General features: G+C 60.9%; 28 protein-coding genes. 15 read left to right on the plus strand and 13 right to left on the minus strand.

Annotation, left to right across the window (positions count from 1 at the left end):
* Positions 1-49 precede the first annotated feature (49 nt).
* Complete coding sequence (kynU, locus tag BLR29_RS04250; RefSeq protein WP_092134820.1) at positions 50-1306, plus strand: kynureninase; 1257 nt, start codon at positions 50-52, stop codon at positions 1304-1306.
* A 12-nt stretch (positions 1307-1318) separates the two neighbouring features.
* The gene (kynA, locus tag BLR29_RS04255; RefSeq protein WP_092134821.1) at positions 1319-2203 is read left to right on the plus strand and encodes a tryptophan 2,3-dioxygenase; all 885 of its coding nucleotides are present in this window, start codon (positions 1319-1321) and stop codon (positions 2201-2203) included.
* Between the two features lie 146 nt (positions 2204-2349).
* On the opposite strand, the gene BLR29_RS04260 is transcribed toward kynA, so the two are convergent.
* The gene (locus BLR29_RS04260; protein WP_092135455.1) at positions 2350-3165 is read right to left on the minus strand and encodes an IclR family transcriptional regulator; all 816 of its coding nucleotides are present in this window, start codon (positions 3163-3165) and stop codon (positions 2350-2352) included.
* Positions 3166-3381: 216 nt separating this feature from the next.
* Here BLR29_RS04260 and BLR29_RS04265 point away from each other — a divergent pair, with 216 nt between their 5' ends.
* Positions 3382-4575, plus strand: a complete 1194-nt coding sequence (locus tag BLR29_RS04265; RefSeq protein WP_092134823.1) for an acyl-CoA dehydrogenase — start codon at positions 3382-3384, stop codon at positions 4573-4575.
* Positions 4576-4719: 144 nt separating this feature from the next.
* Here the strand turns inward: BLR29_RS04265 and BLR29_RS04270 are convergent, their stop codons facing one another.
* A complete protein-coding gene (locus tag BLR29_RS04270; RefSeq protein WP_092134824.1) occupies positions 4720-5358 on the minus strand; it encodes a peroxiredoxin in 639 nt (212 codons plus the stop codon).
* A 297-nt stretch (positions 5359-5655) separates the two neighbouring features.
* Between BLR29_RS04270 and BLR29_RS04275 the strand changes: the two genes are divergently transcribed.
* From BLR29_RS04275 to BLR29_RS04285, 3 genes are all read left to right on the plus strand, one after another.
* Positions 5656-5973, plus strand: a complete 318-nt coding sequence (locus BLR29_RS04275) for an ElaB/YgaM/YqjD family protein (protein WP_317915246.1) — start codon at positions 5656-5658, stop codon at positions 5971-5973.
* A 194-nt stretch (positions 5974-6167) separates the two neighbouring features.
* A complete protein-coding gene (locus BLR29_RS04280; protein WP_092135457.1) occupies positions 6168-6545 on the plus strand; it encodes a phage holin family protein in 378 nt (125 codons plus the stop codon).
* The gene (locus tag BLR29_RS04285; protein WP_092134826.1) at positions 6542-7054 is read left to right on the plus strand and encodes a DUF3318 domain-containing protein; all 513 of its coding nucleotides are present in this window, start codon (positions 6542-6544) and stop codon (positions 7052-7054) included. The genes BLR29_RS04280 and BLR29_RS04285 overlap by 4 nt, the downstream gene beginning before the upstream one ends.
* A gap of 11 nt (positions 7055-7065) precedes the next feature.
* Here BLR29_RS04285 and BLR29_RS04290 read toward each other — a convergent pair whose 3' ends face one another.
* From BLR29_RS04290 to BLR29_RS04300, 4 genes are all read right to left on the minus strand, one after another.
* A complete protein-coding gene (locus BLR29_RS04290) occupies positions 7066-9900 on the minus strand; it encodes an EAL domain-containing protein (RefSeq protein WP_092134827.1) in 2835 nt (944 codons plus the stop codon).
* Positions 9901-10069: 169 nt separating this feature from the next.
* On the minus strand, positions 10070-10981 hold the full coding sequence (locus BLR29_RS04295) for a hypothetical protein (RefSeq protein ID WP_092134829.1): 912 nt from the start codon (positions 10979-10981) through the stop codon (positions 10070-10072).
* 475 nt (positions 10982-11456) lie between these two features.
* Complete coding sequence (locus BLR29_RS32760; RefSeq protein WP_255371082.1) at positions 11457-11579, minus strand: hypothetical protein; 123 nt, start codon at positions 11577-11579, stop codon at positions 11457-11459.
* The gene (locus BLR29_RS04300) at positions 11572-11919 is read right to left on the minus strand and encodes a hypothetical protein (protein WP_143018411.1); all 348 of its coding nucleotides are present in this window, start codon (positions 11917-11919) and stop codon (positions 11572-11574) included. The genes BLR29_RS32760 and BLR29_RS04300 overlap by 8 nt, the downstream gene beginning before the upstream one ends.
* A gap of 627 nt (positions 11920-12546) precedes the next feature.
* On the opposite strand from BLR29_RS04300, the gene BLR29_RS04305 reads away from it, so the two are divergent.
* A complete protein-coding gene (locus BLR29_RS04305) occupies positions 12547-13296 on the plus strand; it encodes a replication initiation protein (RefSeq protein WP_092134832.1) in 750 nt (249 codons plus the stop codon).
* 582 nt (positions 13297-13878) lie between these two features.
* Here BLR29_RS04305 and BLR29_RS04310 read toward each other — a convergent pair.
* The gene (locus BLR29_RS04310) at positions 13879-15273 is read right to left on the minus strand and encodes a KAP family P-loop NTPase fold protein (RefSeq protein WP_092134834.1); all 1395 of its coding nucleotides are present in this window, start codon (positions 15271-15273) and stop codon (positions 13879-13881) included.
* Between the two features lie 298 nt (positions 15274-15571).
* On the opposite strand from BLR29_RS04310, the gene BLR29_RS32380 reads away from it, so the two are divergent.
* The 4 genes from BLR29_RS32380 (at position 15572) to BLR29_RS04325 (ending at position 18153) form a co-directional block, all read left to right on the plus strand.
* Positions 15572-15709 (plus strand): hypothetical protein, encoded by a 138-nt coding sequence (locus BLR29_RS32380; protein WP_176860869.1) that lies wholly within the window; start codon positions 15572-15574, stop codon positions 15707-15709.
* 144 nt (positions 15710-15853) lie between these two features.
* Entirely contained in the window at positions 15854-16621 is a 768-nt protein-coding gene (locus BLR29_RS04315) for a hypothetical protein (RefSeq protein ID WP_092134835.1), read from the plus strand.
* Positions 16622-17113, plus strand: coding sequence for a PIN domain-containing protein (locus BLR29_RS04320; protein ID WP_092134837.1), 492 nt, complete (start codon positions 16622-16624; stop codon positions 17111-17113).
* A gap of 518 nt (positions 17114-17631) precedes the next feature.
* Positions 17632-18153: a 3'-5' exoribonuclease gene (locus BLR29_RS04325; protein ID WP_092134838.1), complete on the plus strand. Its 522-nt coding sequence runs from the start codon at positions 17632-17634 to the stop codon at positions 18151-18153.
* On the opposite strand, the gene BLR29_RS33170 is transcribed toward BLR29_RS04325, so the two are convergent.
* Positions 18146-18319: a hypothetical protein gene (locus BLR29_RS33170; RefSeq protein WP_304441179.1), complete on the minus strand. Its 174-nt coding sequence runs from the start codon at positions 18317-18319 to the stop codon at positions 18146-18148. The two genes, BLR29_RS04325 and BLR29_RS33170, sit on opposite strands and share 8 nt — an antisense overlap.
* A gap of 404 nt (positions 18320-18723) precedes the next feature.
* Between BLR29_RS33170 and BLR29_RS04335 the strand changes: the two genes are divergently transcribed.
* Complete coding sequence (locus BLR29_RS04335; RefSeq protein ID WP_255371083.1) at positions 18724-20433, plus strand: hypothetical protein; 1710 nt, start codon at positions 18724-18726, stop codon at positions 20431-20433.
* Complete coding sequence (locus BLR29_RS32765; RefSeq protein WP_255371084.1) at positions 20426-21274, plus strand: hypothetical protein; 849 nt, start codon at positions 20426-20428, stop codon at positions 21272-21274. The genes BLR29_RS04335 and BLR29_RS32765 overlap by 8 nt, the downstream gene beginning before the upstream one ends.
* Before the next feature lie 48 nt (positions 21275-21322).
* Here BLR29_RS32765 and BLR29_RS04345 read toward each other — a convergent pair whose 3' ends face one another.
* The 4 genes from BLR29_RS04345 to BLR29_RS04360 are packed head-to-tail and all read right to left on the minus strand — an operon-like array spanning position 21323 to position 23597.
* A complete protein-coding gene (locus BLR29_RS04345) occupies positions 21323-21877 on the minus strand; it encodes a 3'-5' exonuclease (protein ID WP_092134840.1) in 555 nt (184 codons plus the stop codon).
* A 51-nt stretch (positions 21878-21928) separates the two neighbouring features.
* The gene (locus tag BLR29_RS04350; protein ID WP_092134841.1) at positions 21929-22558 is read right to left on the minus strand and encodes a DUF6753 family protein; all 630 of its coding nucleotides are present in this window, start codon (positions 22556-22558) and stop codon (positions 21929-21931) included.
* Positions 22551-23234: a nucleotide-binding protein gene (locus tag BLR29_RS04355; RefSeq protein ID WP_092134843.1), complete on the minus strand. Its 684-nt coding sequence runs from the start codon at positions 23232-23234 to the stop codon at positions 22551-22553. The genes BLR29_RS04350 and BLR29_RS04355 overlap by 8 nt, the downstream gene beginning before the upstream one ends.
* A 12-nt stretch (positions 23235-23246) precedes the next feature.
* Positions 23247-23597 (minus strand): protein mobC, encoded by a 351-nt coding sequence (locus BLR29_RS04360; protein ID WP_092134844.1) that lies wholly within the window; start codon positions 23595-23597, stop codon positions 23247-23249.
* A gap of 318 nt (positions 23598-23915) precedes the next feature.
* Between BLR29_RS04360 and BLR29_RS04365 the strand changes: the two genes are divergently transcribed.
* Positions 23916-24227 (plus strand): plasmid mobilization protein, encoded by a 312-nt coding sequence (locus tag BLR29_RS04365; RefSeq protein ID WP_092134846.1) that lies wholly within the window; start codon positions 23916-23918, stop codon positions 24225-24227.
* Entirely contained in the window at positions 24217-25986 is a 1770-nt protein-coding gene (gene traI, locus BLR29_RS04370; protein ID WP_092134848.1) for a TraI/MobA(P) family conjugative relaxase, read from the plus strand. Before BLR29_RS04365 ends, traI begins: the two co-directional genes overlap by 11 nt.
* On the opposite strand, the gene BLR29_RS04375 is transcribed toward traI, so the two are convergent.
* The gene (locus BLR29_RS04375; protein WP_143018412.1) at positions 25983-26462 is read right to left on the minus strand and encodes a 3'-5' exoribonuclease; all 480 of its coding nucleotides are present in this window, start codon (positions 26460-26462) and stop codon (positions 25983-25985) included. The genes traI and BLR29_RS04375 overlap by 4 nt on opposite strands.
* Positions 26463-26516 lie beyond the last annotated feature (54 nt).

The following is a 26516-nucleotide window of genomic DNA, read 5'->3' on the forward strand; positions in this document are numbered from 1 at the left end:
ACGAATCGTCTGATATCGCCTGCCCCCAGGCCCCAACAGAATCTGCCTTATGACGTCTCTGACTCGTGAACACTGTCTTGCGCTCGACCGGGGTGACCCGCTGCGCGCCCTGCGCGAACAATTCGCGCTGCCCGCCGGGGTGATCTACCTCGACGGCAACTCGCTCGGTGCCCGTCCGCGGGCGGCCGCGGCACGCGCCGCCGAAGTCGTCTCCGCCGAATGGGGCGACGGCCTGATCCGCAGCTGGAACACGGCTGGCTGGTTCGATCTGCCGCGCCGCCTGGGCAACCAGATCGCCCCGCTGATCGGCGCCGGCCACGATGAAGTGGTGGTGACCGATACCACGTCGATCAACCTGTTCAAGGTGTTGGCCGCCGCGCTGCGCGTGCAGCAGCAACGCGACCCGGCGCGCCGCGTGATCGTGTCCGAAGCCAGCAACTTCCCGACCGATCTCTATATCGCGCAGGGGCTCGCCGACCTGCTCCAGCAGGGATATTCGGTGCGACTGGTCGACAGCCCGGACGAGATCGACGCCGCCGTTGGCGCCGATACCGCGGTGCTGATGCTGACCCACGTCAACTACAAGACCGGCGAGATGCTCGACATGGCCGGCCTCACCGAACTCGCCCATGCGCGCGGGGCACTGACGGTCTGGGATCTCGCCCACTCGGCCGGTGCGGTGCCCGTGACACTCAGCGCGGCCAAAGCCGACTATGCGATCGGCTGCACGTACAAGTACCTGAACGGCGGCCCCGGTTCGCCGGCCTTCGTCTGGGTGGCGCCGGCGCTGCGCGACCAGTTCTGGCAGCCGCTGTCTGGCTGGTGGGGGCATCGTGCCCCGTTCGCGATGGCGCCTCAGTATCAGCCGACCGAGGGCATCGGCCGCTTCCTGTGCGGCACACAACCGGTGACGTCGCTCGCGATGGTTGAATGCGGGCTCGACATCTTCGCGCAGACCAGCATGACCGCACTGCGTGCCAAATCGCTGCAACTGACGGACCTGTTCATCAAGCTGGTGGAGGCGCGCTGCGGCCAGCACCCGCTGACGCTGGTCACGCCGCGCGAACACGCCAGGCGTGGCAGCCAGGTCAGCTTTGCGCATCCGGACGGCTATGCCGTGGTGGCGGCGCTGATCGAGCGCGGCGTGATTGGCGACTATCGCGAACCGGGCATCGCCCGCTTCGGCTTCACGCCGCTCTACACGAGCTTTGCGGAAGTCTGGGATGCGGTGGAAATCCTGCGCGACGTGCTCGACAGCCGCACCTATCGCGACGCGCGGTTTGCCGTGCGGACGGCGGTGACCTGAGCGGAGCAAATCATGAGCGAAATCAAGGGATGCCCGATGGGCCATGGTGCGGCAACGGCCGGGGAAGTCACGGAAGGCGATAGCTGGCACGGCGCGCAAATGGACTTCGCGCGCGACATGAGCTACGGCGACTATCTTGGGCTGGACCAGATCCTGAACGCCCAGCATCCGCTGTCGCCCGACCACAACGAGATGCTGTTCATCGTCCAGCACCAGACCACGGAGCTGTGGATGAAGCTGATGCTGCACGAGTTGCGCGCGGCGCGCGAAGGCGTGCGATCGGATCAGCTGCGTCCGGCGTTCAAGATGCTGGCGCGCGTGTCGCGCATCATGGATCAGCTGGTGCAGGCGTGGAACGTGCTGGCCACGATGACGCCGCCGGAGTACTCCGCGATGCGGCCCTACCTCGGCGCGTCGTCGGGGTTCCAGTCCTACCAATACCGCGAGATCGAATTCATCCTCGGCAACAAGAACGCCGCGATGCTGCGCCCGCATGCGCACCGGCCCGAGCATCTGAAGCTGGTAGAGGACGCGCTGCACACGCCGTCAATGTATGACGAGGCGATCCGCCTGATGGTGCGACGCGGCTTTCGGATCGATCCTGACGTGGCGGAGCGCGACTGGACGCAGCCAACGGCCTACAACGCTTCGGTGGAAGCAGCATGGCTCGAGGTGTATCGCAACCCGTCGGCGCACTGGGAGCTCTACGAGCTTGGCGAAAAATTCGTCGACTTGGAAGACGCGTTCCGGCAATGGCGCTTCCGCCATGTCACCACGGTGGAGCGCGTGATCGGCTTCAAGCGCGGCACGGGCGGCACCGAGGGTGTCAGTTACTTGCGAAGGATGCTCGACGTGGTGCTGTTCCCGGAACTGTGGAAGCTGCGAACGGACCTCTGAGCTTCCATCGGTCCTTCGGGATCTTCGGGCCCGCTGGGCCCATTGGCCCGCCAAACCCAGTGAGCCCATTGGGTCCCTCGTGCCTTTCGAGCCGTCGATCGGTCAGGAACGCAGCGCGTCGCGCGGTGCGTCGTCCGACTGGCTGCTCAGATGCGTCCGGAGGACGGATCGGACAATCGCGCCGCCAGCGCCTGCAGCGCAGGTGCGAGCTTCTCGCGGAACACGTCCTCGCTCACCGCGCCATAGGATGCGCTGCAACTGAGCATATGCAGATCCTTCTCCCCCACCGGGCGGAAGGCCACCGCGCTGGCATGGATAGCCGGATGCCAGTCCCGGAACGAGGCTGAGTAGCCATCGCGCTCGGCCTCGGCCAGCGCCACGCGCATCGACGCCTCCTGCTGCCGCCATTGTTCGGGAAACGCCTGGGCGAATTCGGCGAGCACGCGCTCGCGCCGCGCCGTCGGCAACGCCGCCAGGTAGGCACGGCCCATCGAACTCGACACCAGCGACAGCCGCGACCCCACCCCCAGCCCGAGCATGACGCCGGCATCGTTCCGGATCGATTCCAGGTAGATCACCTCCAGCCGCTCGCGCTTGCCGAGCGACACCGACACGCCGTACGCCTGAGCAAACGCCAGCATGTGCGGGCGCGCCAGCGCCACCGCATCCGACGCAGACAGGTACGAATACCCCAGCGCCAGCACGCCCGCATCGAGCGCGTACTTGCCCAGACTCTCGTCGTAGCGCAGGTAGCCAAGCTGCACCAGCGTGCCAGCCAGACGGCTGACAGTGGCCTTGGGAAATCCCGTGCGACGCACGAAATCCTGGTTGCCGAGCATCGCCTCGCCAGTGCGGAAGCAGCGCAGCAACTCCAGGCCGCGCGCGAGCGCAGTGACGAAGTTCGGATCGCTCTCGCGCTGGGCCGGCTCGGCGGCCGGCGAGGCCGGGGGCGCGGTGGAAATGGCAGAGGTCGGGGAAGTGGCCAAGACGTGGCTCCAGAGGTCAGTTTCCGCAGGCCCGGGAAAAATCCCCTGTTGCACCGCGGATCGGTTCGGCTATACTAGCTCATCGGAACAAGGTTCCGCAATGCGGAACTAAAAATTTCTTCCGCATCCTACGTTTTCCCGTATATCCGAGGGCCCATCGCCCCCATCGCGCTACCAAAGAAGGAGACCTCCATGGCTGCCAACGCCGAATTCCACTGGGCCGATCCCCTGCTGCTGGACCAGCAACTGACCGCCGACGAACGCATGGTGCGTGACGCCGCCGCTGCTTACAGCCAGGACAAGCTGATGCCGCGCGTCCTGCAGTCGTTCCGCAACGAGAAGACCGACGTGGAGATCTTCCGCGAGATGGGCGAACTGGGTCTGCTGGGCCCGACCATCCCCGAGGAATACGGCGGCCCCGGCCTGAACTACGTGGCCTACGGCCTGATCGCCCGTGAAGTCGAGCGCGTGGATTCGGGCTACCGTTCGATGATGAGCGTGCAGTCGTCGCTCGTGATGGTGCCGATCTACGAATTCGGCAGCGAAGCCCAGAAGCAGAAGTACCTGCCCAAGCTGGCCACCGGCGAATGGATCGGCTGCTTTGGCCTGACCGAGCCGAACCACGGCTCCGATCCGGGCTCGATGATCACCCGCGCGAAGAAGGTCAACGGCGGCTACGAGCTCACCGGCGCCAAGATGTGGATCACCAACTCGCCCATCGCCGATGTTTTCGTGGTCTGGGGCAAGCTGACCGGCGACGACGGCAAGGAACACATCCGCGGCTTCATCCTGGAAAAGGGATGGAAGGGCCTGTCCGCTCCGGCCATCCACGGCAAGGTGGGCCTGCGCACCTCGATCACCGGCGAAATCGTGCTGGACCAGGTCTTCGTGCCGGAAGAAAACCTCATGCCGGGCGTCAGCGGCCTGAAGGGTCCCTTTACCTGCCTGAACTCGGCCCGCTACGGCATCGCCTGGGGCGCGCTGGGTGCCGCCGAATTCTGCTGGCATACCGCCCGCCAATACACGCTGGACCGCAAGCAGTTTGGTCGCCCGCTGGCCGCCACGCAGCTTGTGCAGAAGAAGCTGGCCGACATGCAGACCGAAATCACGCTGGGCCTCCAAGGCTGCCTGCGTCTGGGCCGCATGAAGGACGAAGGCACGGCTGCGGTGGAAATCACCTCGATCATGAAGCGCAACTCCTGCGGCAAGTCGCTGGACATCGCCCGCGTGGCGCGCGACATGCTCGGCGGCAACGGTATCTCCGATGAATTCGGCGTGATCCGCCACGTGGTCAACCTCGAGGTGGTCAACACGTACGAAGGCACGCACGATATCCACGCACTGATCCTGGGCCGTGCCCAGACCGGCATCCAGGCCTTCTTCTGATTCCCGGCAACCGCCCATGAAAAAAGCCCGGCGATCAGGCCGGGCTCAAGCACACTACCAAGGAGACGACGGGCGAGCCCGCCGTTTTACGACATCGGTCAGTACTGGACCGGGCCAGGGGGCATGTCCTCCGGCCCGGTTTTTTTATTTGTTCGGCTGCGGCGTCAGACGCAGATACGGACGCACGGCCTTGTACCCCTTCGGAAATTTCTGGCGGATGATCTCTTCATCCTTCAACGACGGCACGATCACCACGTCGTCGCCGTCCTGCCAGTTGCCCGGCGTGGCCACGCTGTGGTTGTCAGTCAGTTGCAGCGAATCGATGACGCGCAGGATCTCGTTGAAATTTCTACCGGTACTGGCCGGGTAGGTAATGGTCAGCCTTACCTTCTTCTTCGGGTCGATGACGAACAGCGAGCGGACCGTCAGGGTCTCGTTGGCGTTCGGGTGAATCATGTCGTAGAGCTCGGAAACCTTGCGGTCGCCATCGGCCAGGATCGGGAAATTGACGGACGTGGATTGCGTGTCGTTGATATCGTGGATCCAGCCCTTGTGGGACTCCACGCTGTCCACGGACAGCGCAATCGCCTTGACACCACGCTTGCCGAACTCTTCCTTCAGCTTGGCGGTCAGGCCCAGTTCGGTCGTGCAAACCGGGGTGTAATCCGCCGGGTGCGAGAACAGGACACCCCAGCTGTCGCCGAGCCATTCGTGAAACCTGATGCGGCCCTCGCTCGATTCTTGCTCAAAGTCCGGTGCGATATCGCCAAGACGCAGTGTCATGCCTGAAAGCCTCCAAATAGTCGGGGAAAACGAGTGGAACCAGCTTAGTTGGATTGCGATCCAACCCAAACGAATATAAAGTCACTATAAAATCACTCGAAGTCATAAAGACGACGAATGTGAATGCAAGCTAGATGCATGCATTTGCCTGGGTTTTTCTGGATGTGGGTGTCACGCTTGCCATTTGCGTGACACGGAATTGCAAAGTATGGGTGAGCAAGCTTGAAACGATGGGCCGGCGCCACATATGCTACTTGGAAGACAAGAAACGCCACAAGCCAGAGCGAGCAAGGCAAAATGTCACCACTTGAACCAACCGCCCGCAAACAGGAGAAACTGATGAGCGATGTCAAGACCGTTCTGTCCGACGCCGAAGAACTGCTTAAGCAAGCGGCCTCGACCACCGGCGAAAAAGCCGCCGAACTGCGCGAGCGTGGCATGGGCCTGCTGAAGCAGGCCAAGGAAAAGGCGCAGGACCTGCAGGACGCCGTAGTGACCAAGAGCAAGGCCGCGGCCCGCGCCACGGATGACTACGTGCATGACCATCCCTGGCGCGCCGTGGGCGTGGCGGCCGGCGTGGGTCTGCTGATCGGCCTGCTGCTCAACCGCAAGTAAGCCGTCGCTGACCGGGGCGGCACGCCGGGCAACGCCCGGCGCGAGCAGCGCGCCTCCCCGGATCCGGCCGCGCCCGCGCTATATATATGCCGGGCGCCGCCAACGGACCGGCTCCGTGGCCCCATCCGCCGCGCAACCGGTCGCTCGTCGCAGATGCCGCCAATGCCGGCGCATCGATTCTTCGCCGGAGCCGCATGAGCGAGTCCCCTTCCCCCAAGTTCCTGGAATCCCTCCGCAACCTCACCGGCTCAGTGGTGTCGATGCTGCAGACACGCCTGGAGCTTGCCAGCGTCGAGCTGGCCGAGGAGCGCACCCGCCTGATGAAGGTCGCCCTTCTGGCCTGCTTCGGACTGGTGTTCTTCAGCATGGCGCTGATGACCTTCACGCTGCTGATCGCCATCCTGTTCTGGGAAAGCTATCGCTGGCAAGCCATCGGAGCCATCGTGGTGTTCTACCTAGTCTGCGCCGCGATCCTGCTTTTCGTCGCGCGCCAGATGGTTCGCAACGCGCCGCCGCTGTTCGAATCCACACTGGCCGAACTCGATAAAGACCGGGAGATGCTGCGCCGATGACCACGCCCGAAGACGACAACATCGACAACCGTCCGCGCCGCGACCACCCCCGCCCGGTCCGCTTTACGCGGGAAGTTCGGCTGCCGCTGGCCGTACGCAAGGAATTGCTGATCACGCGTGCCGCGCTGGAGCGCTACGACGCCATCCAGGCGCTGCGCCAGGTCCGGGGCGGCGCGCGTCGCATGACCAATCTCGGCTCATGGCTACCGCGCCTCGCGCGACCGTCCGGCTGGCTCAAGCTGCTGGGCGTCACGCGCGAATACCCGATGCTGAGCACTGCCATCACGCTGGCCATGCCACTGCTGCGGCGAACGGCCATCGGCCGCGCGGCCTGGAAGGTGTCCAAGTACGGCATGGTCGCTGGCGCCGGCTACTGGGCCTACAAGACCTGGAACGAATCACGGCGCGCTGGCGCAACCACTGCGCCTTCGGCCTCGGCACCCCTCGATACGGGATTCCGTGACCCGCTGGTCTCGTCAGCTACACCGCCGGCACCGCCGCAGCCGTAGTCGGGGCCGCTTCAGAGCGTGACGGCAAATCGCTCCGAGCCGGCTACCGACAAACCCGTACCCCGAGCAAACGGCACCGGTCCGCCAAACAGCGCGCCCTGCGCAAGATCCACCCCCATCTCCTGCAAGCGCGCGCGCATCGCATCGCAGGTCACAAACTCGGCGATCGTCTTCTTGCCCATCGCGTGACCGATTCGCTGGATCACCTCCACCATCACCGCGTTGACGGGATCCTCCAGCATGTCGCGTACAAAGCTGCCGTCGATCTTGAGGTAGGCCGCCGGCAAATGCTTCAGGTACGTGAACGACGACATCCCCGCGCCGAAATCATCGAGCGCGAACGCGCAGCCCAGGGCCTGCAGCTGCTGAATGAACGCAGCCGCCTGCGCGAGATTGTTGATCGCCGCCGTCTCGGTGATTTCGAAGCAGATGCCGGACAGCGCGATGTCGTGGCGCTCGGCCTGGCGCCGTACGAATTCCGGAAAATGGTCGTCGGCGAGGGACGCGCCCGACAAGTTGATCGAGCACATCGCGATGTCGCCGGGCCGCCCGGCATGCACACGCCCCAACGCGGCGAACGCCGTCTCCACGACCCAGCGGTCGATCATCGGCATCAGGTTGTAGCGCTCGCACGCAGGCACAAACGCCATCGGCGGCACCAGTTGCCCGCGCTCGTCGATCAGCCGCAGCAGCAGTTCGACATGGCGACCAGCGGGCGCAGCCGCCGGATTCAATGCGACGATGTCCTGCGAGTACAGGCAGAAACGCCCGGCGGCCAGCGCCGCGTGGATGCGGCTGACCCATTCCATCTCCCCATGCCGCGCCCGAACCACGCTGTCGTTGGTGTGATAGACCTGCACTCGGTTGCGGCCGCCCTCCTTGGCCATGTAGCACGCCGCGTCGGCCGCGCTCAAGGCCTCTTCAAGCTTGCCGGTGCTCTGGTCTAGGTTGACCAGGCCGATGCTGACGCCAAGCGTGAACGTCCGTTGCCGGTGGGCGTAGCGGAAGGTAGCAATGGCGCGCCGCAGCGCCTCGGCCACGCGCTCGCCATCGGCCGCCGCGCAATGCTCGAGCAGCACACCGAATTCGTCACCGCCCAGCCGCGCCAGCGTATCGCCCTTGCGCAACTGCTGGCGCATGACCTCGGCAATCTGCCGGATCAGTTCGTCACCCGCCGCGTGGCCGCACGTGTCGTTGACCACCTTGAACTGATCGAGGTCGAGGTACATCAGAGTATGCGTGCAGGCCTCCTGACGGGCCCGCGTGATGGCTGTGGCCAGCCGACGCTCGAACTCCACGCGATTGACCAGTCCGGTCAGCGCATCGTGGCTTGCCTCGTGCGCCAGTTGCGCCGCGTGGGCGCGCTCCATGCTGACATCGTGCAGCACAAGCACCACCCCAATCGCGTGCCCGCCCTTATCGCGGATCAGGGCGACAGACGGCTTTACCGCGACAAGCCCCCCGCCAGTGCGCCGGGAGAGCAGCATCACGGACTGGATAGGCCACCGGTCCTCCAGCGCGCGGGGCACCAGGTCAGACACCAGCGCGCGCGTGGCCTCGTCCTGCAGCGGGCAGACCTGGGCGAGGAAGCACCCCGCCGCCTCCGCATCGCTCCAGCCGGTCAGCCGTTCGGCCACGGGATTCAGCGACTGAATCCGCCCCCAGACGTCGGTGGTCACCACCGCATCGCCGATCGCTTGCAGCGTGACTTGCGCACGCTCCTTTTCGGCGAACAGTTGCGCTTCGGATCGCTTGCGGTCCGAAATATCGCTCAGCGATCCAGCCATCCGCACCGCCTTGCCCACGGCGCTCCGTACCATGCGACCCCGGGCACGCACCCATAGGTAACCGCCCGCCTTCTTGCGCAGACGGAGTTCGACGTCGTAGGGCGAATTTTCTCGCACGTGACGCGACAACTGCCGGTCAAAATCGGCCATGTCAGAGGGATGCATCAGCGCCAGCAGCGTTTCGCGTGCGTGCGGCAGTTCGTTCTCGGCATACCCCAGCATTTCCGCGCAGCGGGCGGAGAAGTACAGCTCACCCCGATGCGGATGCCAATCCCAGAGGCCGTCGGAACTCCCAGCCACGGCCAGCTGGAGCCGCTCCTCGCTGCTCGCCAGCGCCGCGCGCAGTTGCCGTTCCTTGCGCATGATCCGCCGGGATAGCAGGCTTGCGCACAGCAGCAACAATGCCGTCATCGCCACGGTGCCAATCAGCAACAGGCCGCTTACGCGGTGGGACGCCTTGCCCAGGCTGTAGGAGAACGCCGCCTCCATCGGAGTGAGCTGCGCGTCGAGCTCCGTGATTTCGCGCTGCAGCGGCGCGAGGCAGGCATCGTCGCAACCAAGATCCTTCACACGCTCGCGCAGCCGTTGCGCCACGACGCTGAGGTTCTGGATTTCCGCGTCAGCCGCCGTCCAAACCGCGATGGCTTCATCGATTTCGGCCACGTCGCGGAAGTAGCGATAGAGCCGGATCATCCCCGGAATATCGTCTGGATGATTGCCGCCGATGATCAGGCCCTCCACCGCGCGGTCGCGATCAAAATCCGGACGGCGCTCGAGTTCGAGGCGCGCCTGCCGGTCGCCCAGCGGGCCGGCAATGGCCAGTTGGTAGGCGTGATATTCGGATTCCTGGCGGTTTTCGGCGTAGCGCAGCAGATGCATCACGGCATCTTTCTGGCCCTTGGTCCAGAGGCTCTCCCCGGCCACGAAGGCGCGGGCTGACGACAGGACGTCCACGCTGGCAATACAGAACAATGCCAACGTCATGACGACGGGGACGAACGGCCAGATGATGCGTAAGACGTGCTCATTGGCCGGCAGGGCGCCTCCAGCTTGCTGCATAGAAACTTCCCGCGCCGGCCTGGACCCCGGCGCCATTGATGAAAGGGTCGGCGCCATCACAAGGTGACGCGACGCTTTCATTCTCGATGAGCACGGTGGCGGTGTCTCTACCTCAGACTGGTTAATCGGGAGCCATCACGGCGGCACGGGGAAGACAGGCAGCCGCGCCCTAACCTGTGGCAAAGATCACGGCCAACAGCACGCCGTTGAGCAGCAGCAGTCCCCCGAGGACGAACGCGATCGGTGGGGCGCCCCTGAGCCGCGCGACGATTGCCGTCACGCCCGTCGGCCATTGCACGCGCCGGCGCGTCAGCACCCAATCCAGGCCGACGCCAAGCGCGATCAGCGGCGCCAGCTGCGCGAGCCACGCCAGGCCAACCGGGGGTGCCCAGGCAGCACGCTCGCGTCCGCGCTCGACCAGTGCCGGCGCATCGGGCGCCAGACGCAAAGCCCGCATGTCATGCGCGGATGCAAGCGGCGTCGAGGGCATGGCGGAGGTCTCCATCAAGGGCGATGGTGATGGCGATGACCATGTCAGCGATGGCGCGACGCTATCCGGCGTCGGCGACATCGGTGGTATCGGCGACATCGATACCTGTACCTCCTCTCGCATGGGCTGCTCGCTTGCCGACTTGCCCTCGGGCATGCCTTGCCCCGGTGCGACTAATGGCTTCCTGGAAGGCTGAACGGGATTGGCGGCAAGCCTTCTCGTGACGGCCTGCCGCTGCCAGTCAGCAAAGACTTGGTCCACGCATTTGACGGTCGTACAGGCATCCCGCTTCCTGCGCCACGCCAGGACTTCCGAGGGGCGGATCTTGCCCGCGTTGAGCATATGGCGCTGGTCGGCATAAATGCGCTCGTACGCCACGTTGAGCATGGCGTAGTCGCAGATCAGGCGTTCGGCGGGTGGGCGCCTGTCCGCATGTCTTGCGCACAGCGGGCCACCGGCAATCGAATCGTCGCAACGGACCGTGGTCGAATGCAGCGACGATTTGCAGGAGATATCGGACGCCTGCGCGCTGGCGCCAACGAAAAGACCCAAGACAATGAGAGGGGCCAGACGGCCCATGAGCCGGTTCATGTCTTCTCATCGATATCTGGATTGAGCGACGAGGTCCCGCGCGGATGAGACCAGTATTGTGCGCCGATCGTGCAGATGCAACGTGCGCTGGAATACGTAAGACATCAACGCGCTGGCAGGGCGTGGCACCTGGCGGTGTTGGCGATGGGCCACAGGCGTACGCGTGCCGCTGCCATTGGGTCCGGCCCATGTCAGAGGCGTTGATAGCCGGGCTGGAGAGTGTGATTCCGGAAGAATCCGGCAGATGCCAGTGAACGCCGGCAAGCGCAGATTCTGCTCAGCCAGAATGCAAAAAAGGCGTAGCGGTTGCCCGCTACGCCTTTCGCAAAACTGGTGGGTCGTGCGTGACTCGAACACGCGACCAACGGATTAAAAGTCAATTACCATCCACGGCGGGTCCCGAAAGACTACACAGGACTACACCACAACACAAGCCATTTGGCCACCTTGGGGCTACACCAGATTGCCCAGCATTTCACCCGAGTTCCGGCAGATTTCCGGCAGTCACAGGCGCTGAACACCGGTACATATTTTGCCGGTCCGCTTCGGTTGGTTGCTTGCGGAGCAGCTTCGCAAAGCGGTCGTCGAGTTCAATCATGCACTACCTCGCGCAGCACCTTCTTTGCCTCATTGCGCCAACGGGCCCCGCCCGGAGGATCCAACCTTGGGACTAGTGGCAAACCATCTGCCACGATCTCGACGAACGGCCAACCACGTTGGCTCATCCTCCGAAGCAGCACCCTCGATGAAACTTCATCGGTCCCAACCCCCAACTCAAGCAGTTGAATACGTGGCGTATTATGCACATATTCAACAACACCGCAATCCCGTTTCTCGTCGTAGTAGGTCTCATAGAACTGATCGTAGTAGGGATCAGCCTCCGCGATCGCAATTGAACGACTGCGACGACCAACAAACTCGGCGACCTTTCGCTCCAACCTAACGATCCCTCGCAGGCTAGGGGCAGTCTCGCCCCTCAAATATTCGCTCAGCAGTTGTCCTAGAGGGTTCCCCGGCAACCCCAAGCGCTCCTCAATGGAGACACGACTCATCCCACGGGCCATTCCGTACTCAATGGCCTCTTCGGCCAATGCTTGCGCTGCCACCCGGCGTGCGCTGGTTATGTTGGTTTTCAGGTCAGCCCCTGCAATGAACAGAAATTCGCCTTAGACGTTGCACCCACTAGCCGCAAAGATACCTAGAAATGTCAGAACATTACAGGGTGTCCCATGGACTTTCGAGTTTTATTTGCAGGGATGGACTCCGCCGCGTGTATCGATACACGTGAGCTCGCATTGCTGCTACGTACCACTGAGAAAAACATTGTGGTGATGAAGAGCCGCGGCCAGCTGCCACCTACGGCGTTTCCGAGCCGAAGACTCAATCGCTGGCTTGTAGGCACCGTGCGGGGCTGGTTGCAGCAAGGAAGTGAGGCACTCGCTCAAGATGCCCAAGGCTCAGACCTCTCTAACAGCGAGAGAGCGATGGAAAGTCCCGCGCTACCTGTCAATGTTCGACGCATCGGTCGGCCAAGAAAGAACAGCGCACCCATCTGAGCGCCAATAGTGACAGACGGCTATTTTTGGCAACGCACGGAAGACGAGCGACACCTGTCCGAGCGGCATGTGACGCTCCATAACAACCTGGTGGCGTCATCGCATGGGCTCAAGACCTTGGCTGAGCAACGAGTTGTGAAATCCTGTGCCGCAAAGCTCGATTCGGTGCGCACGGATCAAGGGCGATACAAGATCAAGCTAACTGCCGCTGAATATGCGGAGACGTTCGGGCTCGATATCAATACTGCTTATGAACAACTCAGAGCGGTGTCGGAATCCCTGCTGGAACGCGTAATCCATCGTGAGGAGCGCACGCACCGCGGCATAAAGGTGCATCAGGATCATTGGGTAAGCGGCGTAACCTATTTCCAGCGCGAAGCATGGGTCGAACTGCGTTTCAGTCATGAAGCAACGCCATACTTGGTGGCTCTTCGCGGCAACCACACCACATACCTTCTGAAACAGGCCGCAGGCCTGCGGTCCATCTACTCATGGCGACTGCTGGAAATGCTAATGCGCTTCAAGGACACGGGCTGGTATCAAGTCGAGGTTGAAGCCTTCTCCAAGGCAATCGACGCCAAGGCGAGCCATACAAGGAATTTCAACGATCTCAGGCGATGGATCATCGAGCCGGCAATCAAGGAGTTGAAAGAGAAAGACGCTTGGCATATCACCTGGAGCGCGATCAAGACCGGCCGCAAGGTCACGGCCTTGCGCTTTGCCTTCAAACGCGACCCCCAAATCCGGCTGGAACTTTGACTATGAAAGCTGTGGACAACACCCTGCTTTTCTCTCATTTCGGCTGTGGAAAATCCCCGGCTTGTCTCTCATTTCGCCCGGTTGATCTCCCGTTCGCCCGGCTTCTCTCGCATTTGCCCCGGGTTCTCTCTCAATAGCGCCCTGCAAAGCGTTACCTGGCGTGGGTTCTAGGACTTACAAACGTCTACAAACGTATTACAAACTGCGTCGTTGCGTCCGGTCTGTGGAAAACCTCAGCAGTCGTGCGCTGGGCTGCTCAAGTCGCAGCAGATGCATCGACACGTGCGGTGGTAGTTGTGGGATTGACAGTGTGCTCACCTTCGAGCCCAGCGCTTTGGCACACGGGAAAGGCTTCAACCTAGTTCATTGTCGGCACCGAACGGTGTAACAGATTGGTCCGCAACCTCGCAGCAGGCCCGATGCCATCTTCATCGCCGCCTTCGCCGGCTGGCAGGATGGCTACCAGCTCGGCGTCCGCTTCGATCTCGCCCTCCCAGCCAAGCAGCGTTCCCACATGGCACGGGCGTGAAGCCCCTGGAGATGGCCGGGGGGAGCCGATGGCGGCTTCCAGAGCTGCCAATGTCATCGCACATCCAAGTCCAGCCCGCGCCAGACACGCATCAGGGCGCTCAGCGGGCCAGGGAGCTGCCCCAGTTCCTTGTAGACGTGATCATCGCGTTTGGCGGGGTCCGCGTCGTCCATATCAGAGGAGCCAGCTACCAAAGTATGGATCAGACTCAGGGCGAACAGGTAGGAACCGGGAAACGGAACCTGGTAACGGCTGGAGACCGGCTGACCCAGTTGGCGCGTCAGGGTGTCAACCTCAGCCCGCAAGAACGCTTTACAGGCGGTATGCGCCTCGATGCCGCTCTGCCCGGGGTCTGCCAGTCGGGCAAAGAGTTCCGGCCGCTTCAGCTTCAAAGCAATCAGGTAAGCGCTGAGCTGCGGGATCTGATGCTCGCTCAAGGCGAAGAGAGTGCAGCCGCGCTCGATGTCACGCAGCGACAAGTCGAACACCGAAGCGCACACCGAGAAGGTGTTGAGGAACACGTGGTCTGTCACGCCGACTTGCGTCAGCATCGAGCGGACGAACGCATACACCCCACTCTGCTCGTTGAATTCGGTCCGGGTGCGGTCCTTGGGCAGGCACAGCGAAAGGTGCAAGAATTTGCCCAGGTACGCCGCGGCGTCGGTTTCGCCGCCATAGACGCCGCGGATTGCCTTCTCCAGTTGGTCCCGGTTCATCAGCAGTACGAAGATCAGCTTGGGCACGTCGAAGAAGTGCTTGATCCGCTCGATCAACCCCACGGCGAAGGCGGGCCGGCAACGGTCCAGTTCGTCGATCAGGATCACGACGGGTTTCCCCGTGGCTGTAAAGGCCGCTTCGGTAAATGCCGTGAGGGCTTCACGGAAGTGTTCGACTGTTTGCTGTTCCTCTTCCCACTGATCGAGCCGCCCCTTGATCCAGTCGCTAGCTGCTTCCGCGCCCTTGTCGCTGGCCGCCTCCATGGCCTCCTTGACGTTGTCCGCGAGGTCCGTGGTGCCGATCGCGCGCCCGGCAAGGTTGATCAGCGCCTTGGTGCCGACAGGGAGCAACGCTCGCAGAACCGCACCGGCCCGATGCTTGAGCTGGCCGGTGCGGCTGTCATGCTCGGTGCAGAGCCGGAGTACTGCGCTGGACAGCAGCAAGAACGCGTCTTCGGCGTAGTCCTGCTGGAAGGCATCGATCCACCCGACCTGGTGGCCACGCGCCTTGAGGCTGGCCTCCCAGTGCCGCCCGAACCAGGTCTTGCCCTCGCCCCAGGGCGCGTCCAGGGCGATGACCGCGCCATCCGGCAGCCGGTCGATGTAGCGGGTCAGGCGATCTGCGACGGCCGCCCGCTGGAGCAGGTCCCCGCCAAACGGGGTTTCGATCTTGTCCATGGCGCCACGGCGCATGGCCAGCCGCGGCCTTGGGCTAGGTTCGGTGGTGGTCATCTTCTCTCCTAAATCCTTGGAGGCAGACACGCGTCCGCGGCTGCTTAGCCCGCCAGCCCAATGCCGACGCGGCCGTCGCGCGAATTTTCCACATTGCCGGCCATGCTCGCATGCAGTGTGGTGATGATCTGTACCTTATTTTACGTGTGCTTGATAAGTGCAGTTATCATGTACTGAGAAATCCAATAACTATCATAATGATAGTGATAAGGCGTCGCCTAGTTAGGGCATGGCGGTTGCCGCGTAACAGGGACGATTACCCGGCGCGGATGAAGGCCATGGGCAGGGCCACGAGCTCATGCTGGCGGGCCTTGCCGAAAAGGAGGCCGGTTTGTTGTCGGCGCTGAAGGCGGCAACTGAGGAACTGGCGCGCATGGGCGAACGTCAGCGGGCACTGGAGACCGAGCGGAACGGGACGCTTTGGGCGGCCGGGTGACGTTTCTGGAAGAGGAACTGAAACGTGCCAGCACCGCCGCCGATGCATATCGCCAAGCCAAGCCCGAAGCAAATAGCGTTACCTCCCAGAGGTGTGGCGACATCGGCCTAGACGGGTGCTCACTAGGACTGTCAGAATGCGGTTATGGATCCGCTGACGCTAACCATCGCGCTGGAAGACGACTCGCCGGGGTACGAAATTACCCCGGCGCGGGTCCCGCTGTCCGTCCTCTCCACGTTCGCTACGGATGTTAAGGACTTCCTTAAGGGTAGCGGCAAGGAAGTGGACCCAGACACCGTCGAAGTCGCGGTCGTGCATGGTTCCCTCGCCGTACAAGCGCGTAACGTTGTCTCGCCAAGCCTGGTACATGATCTTGAGATGTTGCAGTTCAGTGCCGATCTCGGACGTATTGACTCCAGGCGCCGCACTGTCATGCAACGTTGGCAGGCGGCCGCAAAGAAAAAGGGAGCGTTCAAGATAAAGATCAGCTCGGAGCAGCTTCAAACCACCATCGCCATCACCAATCGTACAAACTTCCAGGCCGAACTGGGCGACGTCGAGGTCATGGTGGAACGATACGTGAAAGGAGAAGTCGTCGATCTGGGGGGAGCCACTCAATCGAACGCCCATATCAAGCTGCCCGATGGTAAAACGCTTGTCGTCCGAACCGATCGGGACAAAATCCGCGCTGAAACAGAGAACCATCTATATAAGCAGGTCCATCTGCGGATCCAAGCCAAGCTTAACATTGAGACTGGGGAGCTCAGTGATGCCGTTCTGATTGAGTTCGTCCACTATGCGCCCCGCTTCGACGAGGCGTCCTTCGATCGATTGACGCAGAAGGGCGAGCAGGTCTGGGGTAATGTCGATGATCCAGCAGAATGGGTGCGCAAATTGCGGGGAGGCAACTGATTGCAACACGTTCTTCTGGACACGAGTTTCCTGATCTGCCTCAGCACGCCGAGCCGGACGAATCACCAGACTGCAAAGACTTACTACCAGAACTTCATCGCGCGCGGCGTGACGATGTTCCTTTCGACCATCGTCATTAGCGAGTTCGAAGTACGCCAACGAGTCACGGACCTTGACCTGCACAATTTCATCGTCAAGCCGTTCAATTACGACGACGCTTGCACTGCAGGCAGACTCTTCGAGCGAGGCTTCGCCGCAAAGGCACCCGGAGATGATCGCGTCGCAGTTAAAGACGACATCAAGCTGCTAGCTCAGTGCATGACCGGTGGCATCGAACATTTCATCACCGATGATGGGCCGTGCACGCGCCGCGTGGCTGCGCTCCGGAGTACTGGCACAGTAGCCTCGCTCCCGCACGCGATCTGCATACAGGACCCATTTTCGGACGCATGGTTCGCTGAAGGCAATCAAGCGTCTCTGAGCCTCGGCTAAGCGGCACTGAATGGTGTAATGAATTGGTCCGCAACCTCGCAGCGGGTCCGACTATGACCATTGCTGGCGAGCGTGAAGTGCCCTAAAGCTCACCTACATGTCCTTCTAGCGATAGAAAAACGGGGACTCTCGGGACGTCTGTCTCGCGGGTGCCGCGCGCGCTTGGCGGCGCTGCCGAGTTGCGGCCCAAACCATGACACCATCGATTTCGTAAACGTTTGCCACTCCTTACCCATTCCAGGCCGAGGAAGCCCTACGGGCGATCGGAGCGGGCGTCAGGATTGCGCGCCTGCGGCGCGGTGAGTCGATCGCACTGCCGGCGCAGCGCGCATCTGTTACTCGAAACACGTGGTCGCGGCTAGAGGAAGGAAGCCCACCCAGGCGTGGCTATCGGCCTACCGATCGAAGCGCTGCTCGCCTATAGATTTGATCGGCAAGTCTTCGAACTGGACCCCCGGACGCGGACGAAAAGGGCAAGCGGCTAGACTTAAAACGCTTGCCAAAGCGAGGCAATTCCCGTGCGAAAGTCCGATCCCGCCACGCGAGAGACTTCCCAAGCAGAAGTCTTCCGTGGCCCGCGTAGTCCTTGGAGAACCCGTTACTTTATCGACACTGAGTTTACGGACTTCCTCGATTGCCAGCTCATTAGCGTGGCCATCGCGGGCGAGGACGGCCGGGAGTTCTATGGCGAGTGCTCTGACTTTGAGCGATCGGCCTGTAGCGAATTCGTGCGTGCAGCAGTGCTGCCCCAGCTCGGCCGTTTTCCTAGCCGCTCGATGCCAGCCGCCCAACTGCGCGACGAGCTCAGGGCGTGGCTGCTCGACGTGCCGGTGAAGCCCAAGCGAGTCTTGTGTTTCGACTACCAAGGCGACTTCGACCTGGTGCTGGATCTACTCGACTACGACATGCCGCCTGGCTGGAAGTGCGAGCACATAGGCGGACGGCTTGATGCCGAACGGCTGGAAATGTACTTTCGCAAATACGGTGGCCGGCATCACGCATTGCACGATGCGCGAGCAAACTGCTATGCCTTCATCTGACCGCCGCCACCTGGCAGGCGGCCGCGGCCAGCTCATCGCGCTGCCAGGCGGTGACGCAGCGCGCCTTCGGGTGGGTGGAAAAGTTGGCTGCGTACTCGCAGGCGGCGGCGCGTACGCTGGCTTCAGCCTCGATCTCGCCTTCCTCGGCTAAATAGCGCTCCCACATGCCCCGGGCGTTCAGCCCCTGCACGATCGCGCGCAGGAAGCCGAAATGGCCGTGATGCAGCTGCCTGCGCGTGACGGACCGGCGTCGATGGCGTATGGAGCGGGAACTTCCACTGCCGGCGCAACGGTCTTGTCCTCATTTCGGTCGGTCGGCGCCATCAATCGGCCTCCCCCGGCCGCTTCGCCTTGGTGCGATCCCGGTGTTTGCCCAGATACGCTTGGCGCCTTGGCGACACCGGCTGCGGCAGTTGCATTTCCTCGTGCAGCCCAAATGAGCCCGCGCCGCATCGTCTATCGGCCGCGTGGAGTAAGGAACTAGAACAGATCGACGTGTTTGCAACACCGTGAAAGCCAGAGCGACGCTGGCTATGGCATTATTCGACGTCACTTTTAGAGAAGCCAAAATTGCCCAAGATCACAAAGCCGGCAACCAGCCTGTCCGAGCAGGACCTTGTCAGCATATTCGAAGAGCGTGCAGAGAATCTCTCCAAGGTCGAGCTCGAAAACTGGACCTGTCTCTCAATTGCTGAGCAGCAAGTTCTCGATAAGCTAAAGGGACCTGGCGCAAAACTTCTATCTGGGCCGCGCGGAAGCGGGAAATCTACGTTGTTGCGACGGGCCTACTTCGAGCTTTGTAAAGAAAGGCGGGCTTTTCCGGTCTACGTCAACTACTCGCGTGCATTGGCCTTGGAGCCGTTGTTTCAGACGCGGGCAAATGCACTCGAACTCTTTCGTCAGTGGATTTTTGCAAAACTCTTGCTAGGAATAAGCGACTCCGCAAAAGATTTGAATCTTAAGCTGGCTTCGACGTTCACCGACTACATCGAAAAGGCGCGTACTTTCGTGCATCAGCTGGAGGTGGGAAAGACACCTGAAGCGCCCCCCTTTAGCATTGGGCCCTCACAAATGCTGGAGCTCCTTCGTTCGATTTCCACGAGTGCTGGCGTCGCTCGATCGGTATTACTTCTTGACGATGCTGCACACGCCTTCTCGTTGCGGCAGCAACAGGAGTTCTTTGAGGTATTTCGCGAGCTGCGTTCGCGATACGTATCTGCTAAGGCGGCGATATACCCAGGCATTACAAGCTTCTCCCCTAATTTTCATGTCGGACATGAAGCGGAGGTTTTAGAGGCTTGGCTTGATCCCGCGGCACCCTCGTATCTTGGGACGATGCGGGATATCGCACGCCTTCGAATACCAAGTAGCATTTTGGATACCCTCGGGACCGGCAAGGACGAGTATATCGATCTCGTTTCACTTGCTTCCTTTGGCTTGCCGCGAGGCTTTCTAAATATGCTATCCAGTATCCTAGATGAAATTCAAAAGGGGGCAACTGGCATTCGAAAAATCGTACTAGATGCAATTTCGGTTCATGCGGAGTCGGTAGATGCTGTTTTTCATAATCTCGCCCTGAAGCTCCCTCGTTTCTCGCACTATGTGGAGATAGGCGAAGAATTTCACCGAAGCGCACGAAATGCGCTGCGGAATTTCAATGCACACAAAACCGTCGAAAATAAGGCGGTTATTTTAGCTTTAGCGACGCCGTATGCGAATGAGCTCGAGAAAGTCATAAAGATGCTCGAATATTCTGGGCTTGTGCGAAAGCAGGGCGATCTATCAAAAGGGGTTAAGGGACAGTATCAACGTTACTCTCTGCACTATGCCTCACTGATATCGTCAACGTCGCTCGCCCTCGGACGGTCTTATCGTATTGCAGATCTTAGTGGATCGTTGCAGAGCAGATCCGCTCATGCTCTAGTAAAAATCAAAGCTGAGACCCTTTTGGGCAAAGATTATTCAAAACGATGTGTTCTTGCACTCCCTCCCTGCGCAAATTGTGGAACGCCTCGAGCAGCAGAGAATCAACGTTTCTGTATGCATTGCGGCGCGGAATTGGCTAATGCGTCCGTTTACACCGAACTCTTGAAGGCGCCAATTGACAGGCTTCCCCTTCCTCAGGCCAAGATTGATGCAATTAAACAGCACACGAATATTCGTACGGTGCAAGATCTAATTACGGACGACGAACAAACTCTCCGAAAGCAAGGAAGCTACATTGGTCCAATTTGGAGCCAGCGGATCAAAAACGTGGCGGAGGAGTTCGTAAGTGTCTAAATCGATAGTTTTGGAACTTCACAAGCCAGAGGAAGAAATAGCGATAGAGATTGGGGAGTCCTTGGAAAAATGCGTTCTACCAACCGACAAAAGTCCAATCGAAGACTACTTTAAATACACACAAGGTCTCATAGCAAGATTTGTTAGACCCGAGTTTAGTGGGGATGTGGAAACTCTTAGCCTGTTGTTGTTGGGGATTGTTTCTGCTGCAGAATTCTATTTTAGAACGATCCTGGTCAGAAGCTTGGATATTTGCCCGTTGGCCCGAAAGCAAGCTGAGCGGATCCAGATTCCTTTAGGGTCACTCGGGTATTATGGGACAAAAACAGCGGCTTTGGGGTTATCCATATTCGAGCACAAGAGCCTTGCGGGCGCTAATGAAGTGAAAAACGAGTTGCAGCGGCTCGTGGGAGTGGATATAAAGAATAACAGCTCTGTTGCTGCCGCGCTATCCGGTTTTGACACACTCTGCGAACTCCGCCACGCCGCCATTCATGCGCGAGGGTATATTGGCTCCAAAGGCGCATCCGATCTGGGTGTTTCGATGGATGCTCTGCGTAAAATTAGCTTCTCGCAGTCGGCAGTCTTTGATCTTACGAAGCTCTCCCATAACGCCGTTCGAAGTTTTAATCGATATGTATTTAAGAGCATGCTGGAGCGATGGATTTCGGAGTCCCAATTTACAGGCCATTGGCGTTCGGACAAGGCGAAGTTTAAGAAATTATTTGATCTTTTCTCGTACCCTCCCGAAAATCCATTTGCAGAAGATCTGGCTGGGGCATATAAGTTAATCCGGCCCTCCATTCAAGCTAGGAATGGCAGCGCCCAAAAATCGAAGTAGAGCTGGTTCCAGGCTGAAATGGAAGAGCAGAGCCTCACGGATAGGTAGTCAGTCATGATTTCTTCCTCTACCAAACACCCACGGCAACAGCCTGGCGACATTTAAGGCGTCATCGAGCGCCCGGTGATGCGCGCCCTCAAGATGCAGGCCGACCAACTCGCAGGCCTTCGCCATCCCGACTTCCTTGCCGATGCGCCGCGTCTTGGCAAAAAGGCGTTTGGCGTTGACATGCGGCATTTCGATAGGAGGGCTGATACCGTGCCGCGTACTGTCGCGCTCGAGCTGCTTGCGGTCCCACGCGCCCCAGCTTGCCCAGGTTGAGCCGGTCTGCTGATGGCGCGCCACGAAGGCGCGCAGTGCCGCGGCCACGGCCGGGAACGCGGGGGCGCTGTCCACGTCTGCCTGGCCGATGCCGGTCAGGGACGAGCAGAAGCGCGTCAGCGTCGGATTGGCCATCGGGCGTGCGAATGACTGGAAACGCTCTAGGACGGTGCCGTCTGCCATGACCCAAACGGCGCCGATCTCGATGATTTCCATGTCGAACGCTGCCGCGCTTTCGTCGCACGTGGCCTCAAGGTCTACGACTAGGATTGGACTAAGCACGCGCTCTCTCCTTCTCTAACCGAAGAATGGCCGGGACCCGGCCGTTCCGGATCACGGCAGTTTCCATCCATACACGGTCTGATCCGAAGCCGGACCGACGAAGCAGAAGCCTTTGTCCTTGGCCCAGCCTGGTTGATCGCACCTGACCAACATTCCGATGCTGCCAGCCTGCGCTAGCCGGTACGCCGCCCGCCCTTCGGGCGTATTGGCCCATGCCGCTGCCGCTTTCTCATCTGTGGCCACGGCGTAGCCGTCGCCGTAGCCGCTGACGCGGCCAGCGCTGTAGCCGGCCCAGGCCAGGCCGGCAAATGCCAGGGACAACACCGCCGCGCAGCCGGCCATCCAGCGCGCTTTTTGCTTGCCGGCGACTTGGCACGCGACCTCGCGTGCAGACGTGGCCACCGCTTTGGCCAAATCCGCCTTGGCGGCTTCCGCCGAGGCCTTCACCATACTGTCTGCCGCCGCCCTAAAGTCTGTTAACGTCTCCTGGGAAGCTTTCGCAATCTTCGCGGGCATCCGCTCGTACAACTTTTGGTGGTATTGCAAGGCAATGAGCACATCCCACAGCGCATCGTTATTCTTTAGGCCGAGCGAATCTCGCAGCCGGTACATGTCTTGCCGGTCCGCTTCGGTTGGTTGCTTGCGTAGCAGCTTCGCAAAGCGGTCGTCGAGTTCAGTCATGCATTACCTCGCGCAGCACCTTCTTTGCCTCATTGCGCCAACGGGCAAGCTCCGCGCGGTTGCCTAACGGCAGTTCCTTGATTGCTACTGCAACGCTCATACGCTTGCTGTAGATGTCATCGCTCACGCGGTCGGCCAAGTCCGGGAACGTCACCGACCGCCCGCCGCGCTCTTCCACCACAGCCCGCAGCTTAGATCCATTGTAAAGCTCGAATTTCCTTTCCTCCCCAAAGTACCCGTTTCGCAGGACATGGACCGCCGAATTCGGGATTGCTTCCATGTATTCTTTGAGTAATTCGAGGCTATCCCGCTGACGGTTCACGACCCACAACGTGACCAGCTTCCGCTTGAGCTCCACCAAGGTGCTATTCAGCGTTTCACCATAAGCACTGACACCTTTGTTATTCCTGGCGGCCGTATTGATGACCACGACGCTATCTGGCTTGCTCTCGCAAAGGTTCACCACCTGAATCCAGCCGTCCGCCTCGTCAAGGTTCACCAGCTCCGCCTCCGTACCGTCCTTGTAGGCTTTCCACACATCCGGGTTGGTTGTGTCGGACTCGATCAGTAAGACGCTCTCCCCTAGCTCTTGCAGGTAGTCCACGGTTGCCATGGTTACCAGGGACTTGCCAACACCGCCCTTGCTGCCGCCGATCAGGTAGATGTTTTTCGCCATACCGCTCTCCAGTCAAATAGTTACGCTGTCAGGCCGGGGCGCAAAGGTTGCTTTCTGGTTACTCATCTGCCGTGGTGCCACAGTTGTTCTCTGCTGTTTCCCCGGCGTTGCTGCCTTCTTCGATACTGCTTTTGCTCTCTGCAAGTAGTTCTTCAAAGTCGGAGTTGCAATGTTCAACCCTTCGTTCCGTAGCGTCTCAGAAATTTGGTCTAGTGAGTACCCACGCTTCTGCATCGCGGCGATCTCTTTCAACAGAATTTTCACAGCTTCCTGCTTACTGTGATCTTGTCTTTTATTCTTTACTTCAGGCATCTGACGCAGCTTTGATGCAATCGTATCAATTTGCTCACTCGTGTATTTCATCTATCACCTCGCATGATTGTTTTAAAGATGATGACAGAATATTGCCTTTTCTTGCTGTTACGAAGCAAGCATAATTACCTCTCAAACGGTTTTTTAGTTTGAACAAGGTAGGCGTAGTGAGGCATAACAGGATGGCCGTTGTAACACACATGCAGAGCATGTGGTTTCAACGGACGTCTGGTCCGTTCGGCGCTTCGCTTCTCACAGCCCAGACTCATCCTGCAAGGGGATCCCCCCTTGACCCCGGGACAGCGCGGCGCTTCGCTTCTTGCTGTCCCACACTGGCGCATACCTACTAGGGCACGAAGGAGATAAGGGTTGCCGTTCGAAACACAGGGGCTGGAGCCGCTCGATGCGGTTTTGAATATGCGGCTGACTTCGGCGGAAAAGGCCCGGTTGAAAGAGGACGCCGACATTGCCGGACTGAGCATGTCGGAGTTGGTCCGCCGCCGCTACTTTGGCAAGCCCATCGTTGCCAATGCGGACACCTTGATGCTGAAGGAGCTGCGCCGCGTCGGCGGCTTGCTCAAGCACGTTCACAACCAGAGCGGAGGCGCCTACAGCAGGGATACAGCTGGCGCGTTGGTCGCGCTAAAGGTCTACATTGAGAAACTGAGCCATGATCGGTAAGAAGGTCCACAGCTCGAAGGTCAAGAATAAGGCCGCGAGCGTTCGTGACCTGGCCGACTACATCCGGAAGCCTGAACGGCTTAATCCTCAGGAGAAGGTGATTTACGCCAACGGGCGAGCGTTCATCACGGATAGCCATGCCGCTCAGCGTGAAGAAATGGTGGCGCTAGCTTCGGAAGCTGTGCGCAGCAAGAACCCCGTCAATCACTACATTCTCAGTTGGCGCGAGGGCGAGCAGCCTAACCCTGAGCAGATTGAGGAGGCGGTGACCATCTTTCTCGATGAGCTTGGGTTGGCGGAGCACCAGGCCATCTATGCGTTGCACGCCGATACGGACAACCGTCACTTACACATTGCTGTCAACCGTGTGCATCCAGACACGCTGAAAGTGGTCAAGATCAATCGCGGCTTCGACATCGAGGCGGTGCACCGGGCGGTGGCCAGAATTGAGCACGCGCAGGGCTGGCAACGCGAGCAGCGCGGGCGCTATCGCGTGCAGGAGGACGGCGGGCTGGGCCGGGAACACATCGAGGCCGATAGGCAGAGACCTCGCCAGCCTGGGCAGCGCAAGCGCGACATGGAGAACAGGACCGGGGAAAAGTCGGCGGAGCGCATTGCCATTGAGGAAGGCGCCCCGATCATCAAACGGGCGCAATCCTGGGAGCAGCTGCATCGCGAGCTGGCTGAGAAAGGCATGCGCTACGTGAAGAAAGGCAGCGGCGCCATGATCTTTGTTGGCGAGGTTGGCGTGAAGGCCAGCAGCGTCGATAGGGGCGCCAGCCTGGCCAAGCTGCAAAAGCGGCTTGGCCCGTACCGGCCGCCGTCGCACCAGGAGCGAATAGCCGACCGGCAGCCCGAGCCGATCAATCCTGACGCGCCGCGATGGCGCGAATACATTGCCGGGCGGAAGGCGCATTACGCGAGCAAGGCGGCGGAAAAGCAGGCTCAGGGCCAGCGCCAGCAGCAGGAGCGCCTAGAGCTGTCCGCTAGGCTGCGCGCGCGCCGGAATGAGCTTTTGCGCGGCCCTTGGCGGGGCCGGGGCGACGCGCTCAACGCCCTGCGCAGTGTGATCGCTGCCGAGCAGGCCGCGGAGAAGGCCGCCATGAGCGAGCGGCACCGGCGGGAGCGGGACACGCACCGCCAGCGATTCCGATCCTATCCTGATCTCGAGGCCTGGTATCGGCTGCAGGAGCAGCCCGATCTGGCCGAGCAATGGCGTTATCGGGCCAGCGGGCCGCAGGGCATCGAGGGCGACAGCGACGAGCCGGCGACGCCGCGGGACATTCGGGCTTATGCCCCTGCGATCGTTGGACGCCAGGTGCAATACCTGCGCCGAGAAGGACCTGAGGCGGACTGGTGGGTCGCGTTCGTGGACAAGGGCAAGCGCATCGAGATCCACGACTGGCGCAACCCGGAGGCTACGCTGGCGGCCTTGCAGTTGGCGGCGCAGAAGTGGGGCAGCTTTACCGTGACAGGAAACGACGAATACAAGGCCATGTGCACCAGATTGGCGGCGGCCCACGGGTTCAAGATCCGCAATCCTGAGCTGCAGGAGGCTATTCAGGTTGAGCGACTGCGGATCCGCCAGCAGTGGGTGCGCAAGCCGAGGACTTCGAACGTTGACGCCTTGGGCGTGCTGGTTGACGAGCTGCGCCGCCAGGCGCCGTGGAGCGAGCCGCCGGTGTCATCACAGCAGTCAGAAGAACCCGCGCAAGAGGACGCGCAAAGGGGGCGCCCTCGCATGCGAATGCCGCGCTAGCGAAACGCGTAAGCGTGCGCGCGAGCGTCGTGCAGCGCGTGGTGCCGGCCACCATGCTCGCGATAGTAGGCTTCCAGCTTCCCGACATCGAGGCGGTCTCCGATGTGCTCGGACATCCAGCCGCCCGGCACGTCGCGGTCCAGCAGGTCAAACATTAGGTCGATGTCGCCCTGGTAGTCGAAGCAAAGGATCGGCTGCGGCCTAGCGGGCACAGCAAGCAGCCATGCCTGCAGCTCCGTGCGCAGCTGCGCGGCCGGCATCGAGCGGCCCGGAATCTGCCCGAGTTGCGGCAGCACGGCCGCGCGCACAAACTCGCTGCAAAGCAGACGATCGAAATCCGCGCACTCGCCATAAAACTCGCGTCCATCCTCGCCCACGATCGCCAGACTGATGAGCTGGCAGTTCAGAAAATCGGTGAACTCGGTATCGATGAAGTAGCGGAACCCGGACTGCAGCATCATTTGCGTGAGTTCCATTTTCCTTCCTCTGTCGATGCCCGCGGAGGTCGGGACATCAATATTTATAGATAG

The sequence above is a fragment of the Cupriavidus sp. YR651 genome (assembly GCF_900101625.1).
Taxonomy (GTDB): domain Bacteria; phylum Pseudomonadota; class Gammaproteobacteria; order Burkholderiales; family Burkholderiaceae; genus Cupriavidus.

What these genes read in the sequence shown, in the direction of transcription:
- kynU (WP_092134820.1), top strand. Translation starts at nt 50, where the DNA reads ATGACGTCTCTGACTCGTGAACACTGTCTTGCGCTCGACCGGGGTGAC.
- kynA (WP_092134821.1), top strand. Translation starts at nt 1,319, where the DNA reads ATGAGCGAAATCAAGGGATGCCCGATGGGCCATGGTGCGGCAACGGCC.
- BLR29_RS04265 (WP_092134823.1), top strand. Translation starts at nt 3,382, where the DNA reads ATGGCTGCCAACGCCGAATTCCACTGGGCCGATCCCCTGCTGCTGGAC.
- BLR29_RS04270 (WP_092134824.1), bottom strand. Translation starts at nt 5,358, where the DNA reads ATGACACTGCGTCTTGGCGATATCGCACCGGACTTTGAGCAAGAATCG.
- BLR29_RS04275 (WP_317915246.1), top strand. Translation starts at nt 5,656, where the DNA reads ATGTCACCACTTGAACCAACCGCCCGCAAACAGGAGAAACTGATGAGC.
- BLR29_RS04280 (WP_092135457.1), top strand. Translation starts at nt 6,168, where the DNA reads ATGAGCGAGTCCCCTTCCCCCAAGTTCCTGGAATCCCTCCGCAACCTC.
- BLR29_RS04285 (WP_092134826.1), top strand. Translation starts at nt 6,542, where the DNA reads ATGACCACGCCCGAAGACGACAACATCGACAACCGTCCGCGCCGCGAC.
- BLR29_RS04290 (WP_092134827.1), bottom strand. Translation starts at nt 9,900, where the DNA reads ATGCAGCAAGCTGGAGGCGCCCTGCCGGCCAATGAGCACGTCTTACGC.
- BLR29_RS04295 (WP_092134829.1), bottom strand. Translation starts at nt 10,981, where the DNA reads ATGAACCGGCTCATGGGCCGTCTGGCCCCTCTCATTGTCTTGGGTCTT.
- BLR29_RS32760 (WP_255371082.1), bottom strand. Translation starts at nt 11,579, where the DNA reads ATGATTGAACTCGACGACCGCTTTGCGAAGCTGCTCCGCAAGCAACCA.
- BLR29_RS04310 (WP_092134834.1), bottom strand. Translation starts at nt 15,273, where the DNA reads ATGACCACCACCGAACCTAGCCCAAGGCCGCGGCTGGCCATGCGCCGT.
- BLR29_RS32380 (WP_176860869.1), top strand. Translation starts at nt 15,572, where the DNA reads ATGCTGGCGGGCCTTGCCGAAAAGGAGGCCGGTTTGTTGTCGGCGCTG.
- BLR29_RS04315 (WP_092134835.1), top strand. Translation starts at nt 15,854, where the DNA reads ATGGATCCGCTGACGCTAACCATCGCGCTGGAAGACGACTCGCCGGGG.
- BLR29_RS33170 (WP_304441179.1), bottom strand. Translation starts at nt 18,319, where the DNA reads ATGTGGGAGCGCTATTTAGCCGAGGAAGGCGAGATCGAGGCTGAAGCC.
- BLR29_RS04350 (WP_092134841.1), bottom strand. Translation starts at nt 22,558, where the DNA reads ATGACTGAACTCGACGACCGCTTTGCGAAGCTGCTACGCAAGCAACCA.
- BLR29_RS04355 (WP_092134843.1), bottom strand. Translation starts at nt 23,234, where the DNA reads ATGGCGAAAAACATCTACCTGATCGGCGGCAGCAAGGGCGGTGTTGGC.
- BLR29_RS04360 (WP_092134844.1), bottom strand. Translation starts at nt 23,597, where the DNA reads ATGAAATACACGAGTGAGCAAATTGATACGATTGCATCAAAGCTGCGT.
- traI (WP_092134848.1), top strand. Translation starts at nt 24,217, where the DNA reads ATGATCGGTAAGAAGGTCCACAGCTCGAAGGTCAAGAATAAGGCCGCG.
- BLR29_RS04375 (WP_143018412.1), bottom strand. Translation starts at nt 26,462, where the DNA reads ATGGAACTCACGCAAATGATGCTGCAGTCCGGGTTCCGCTACTTCATC.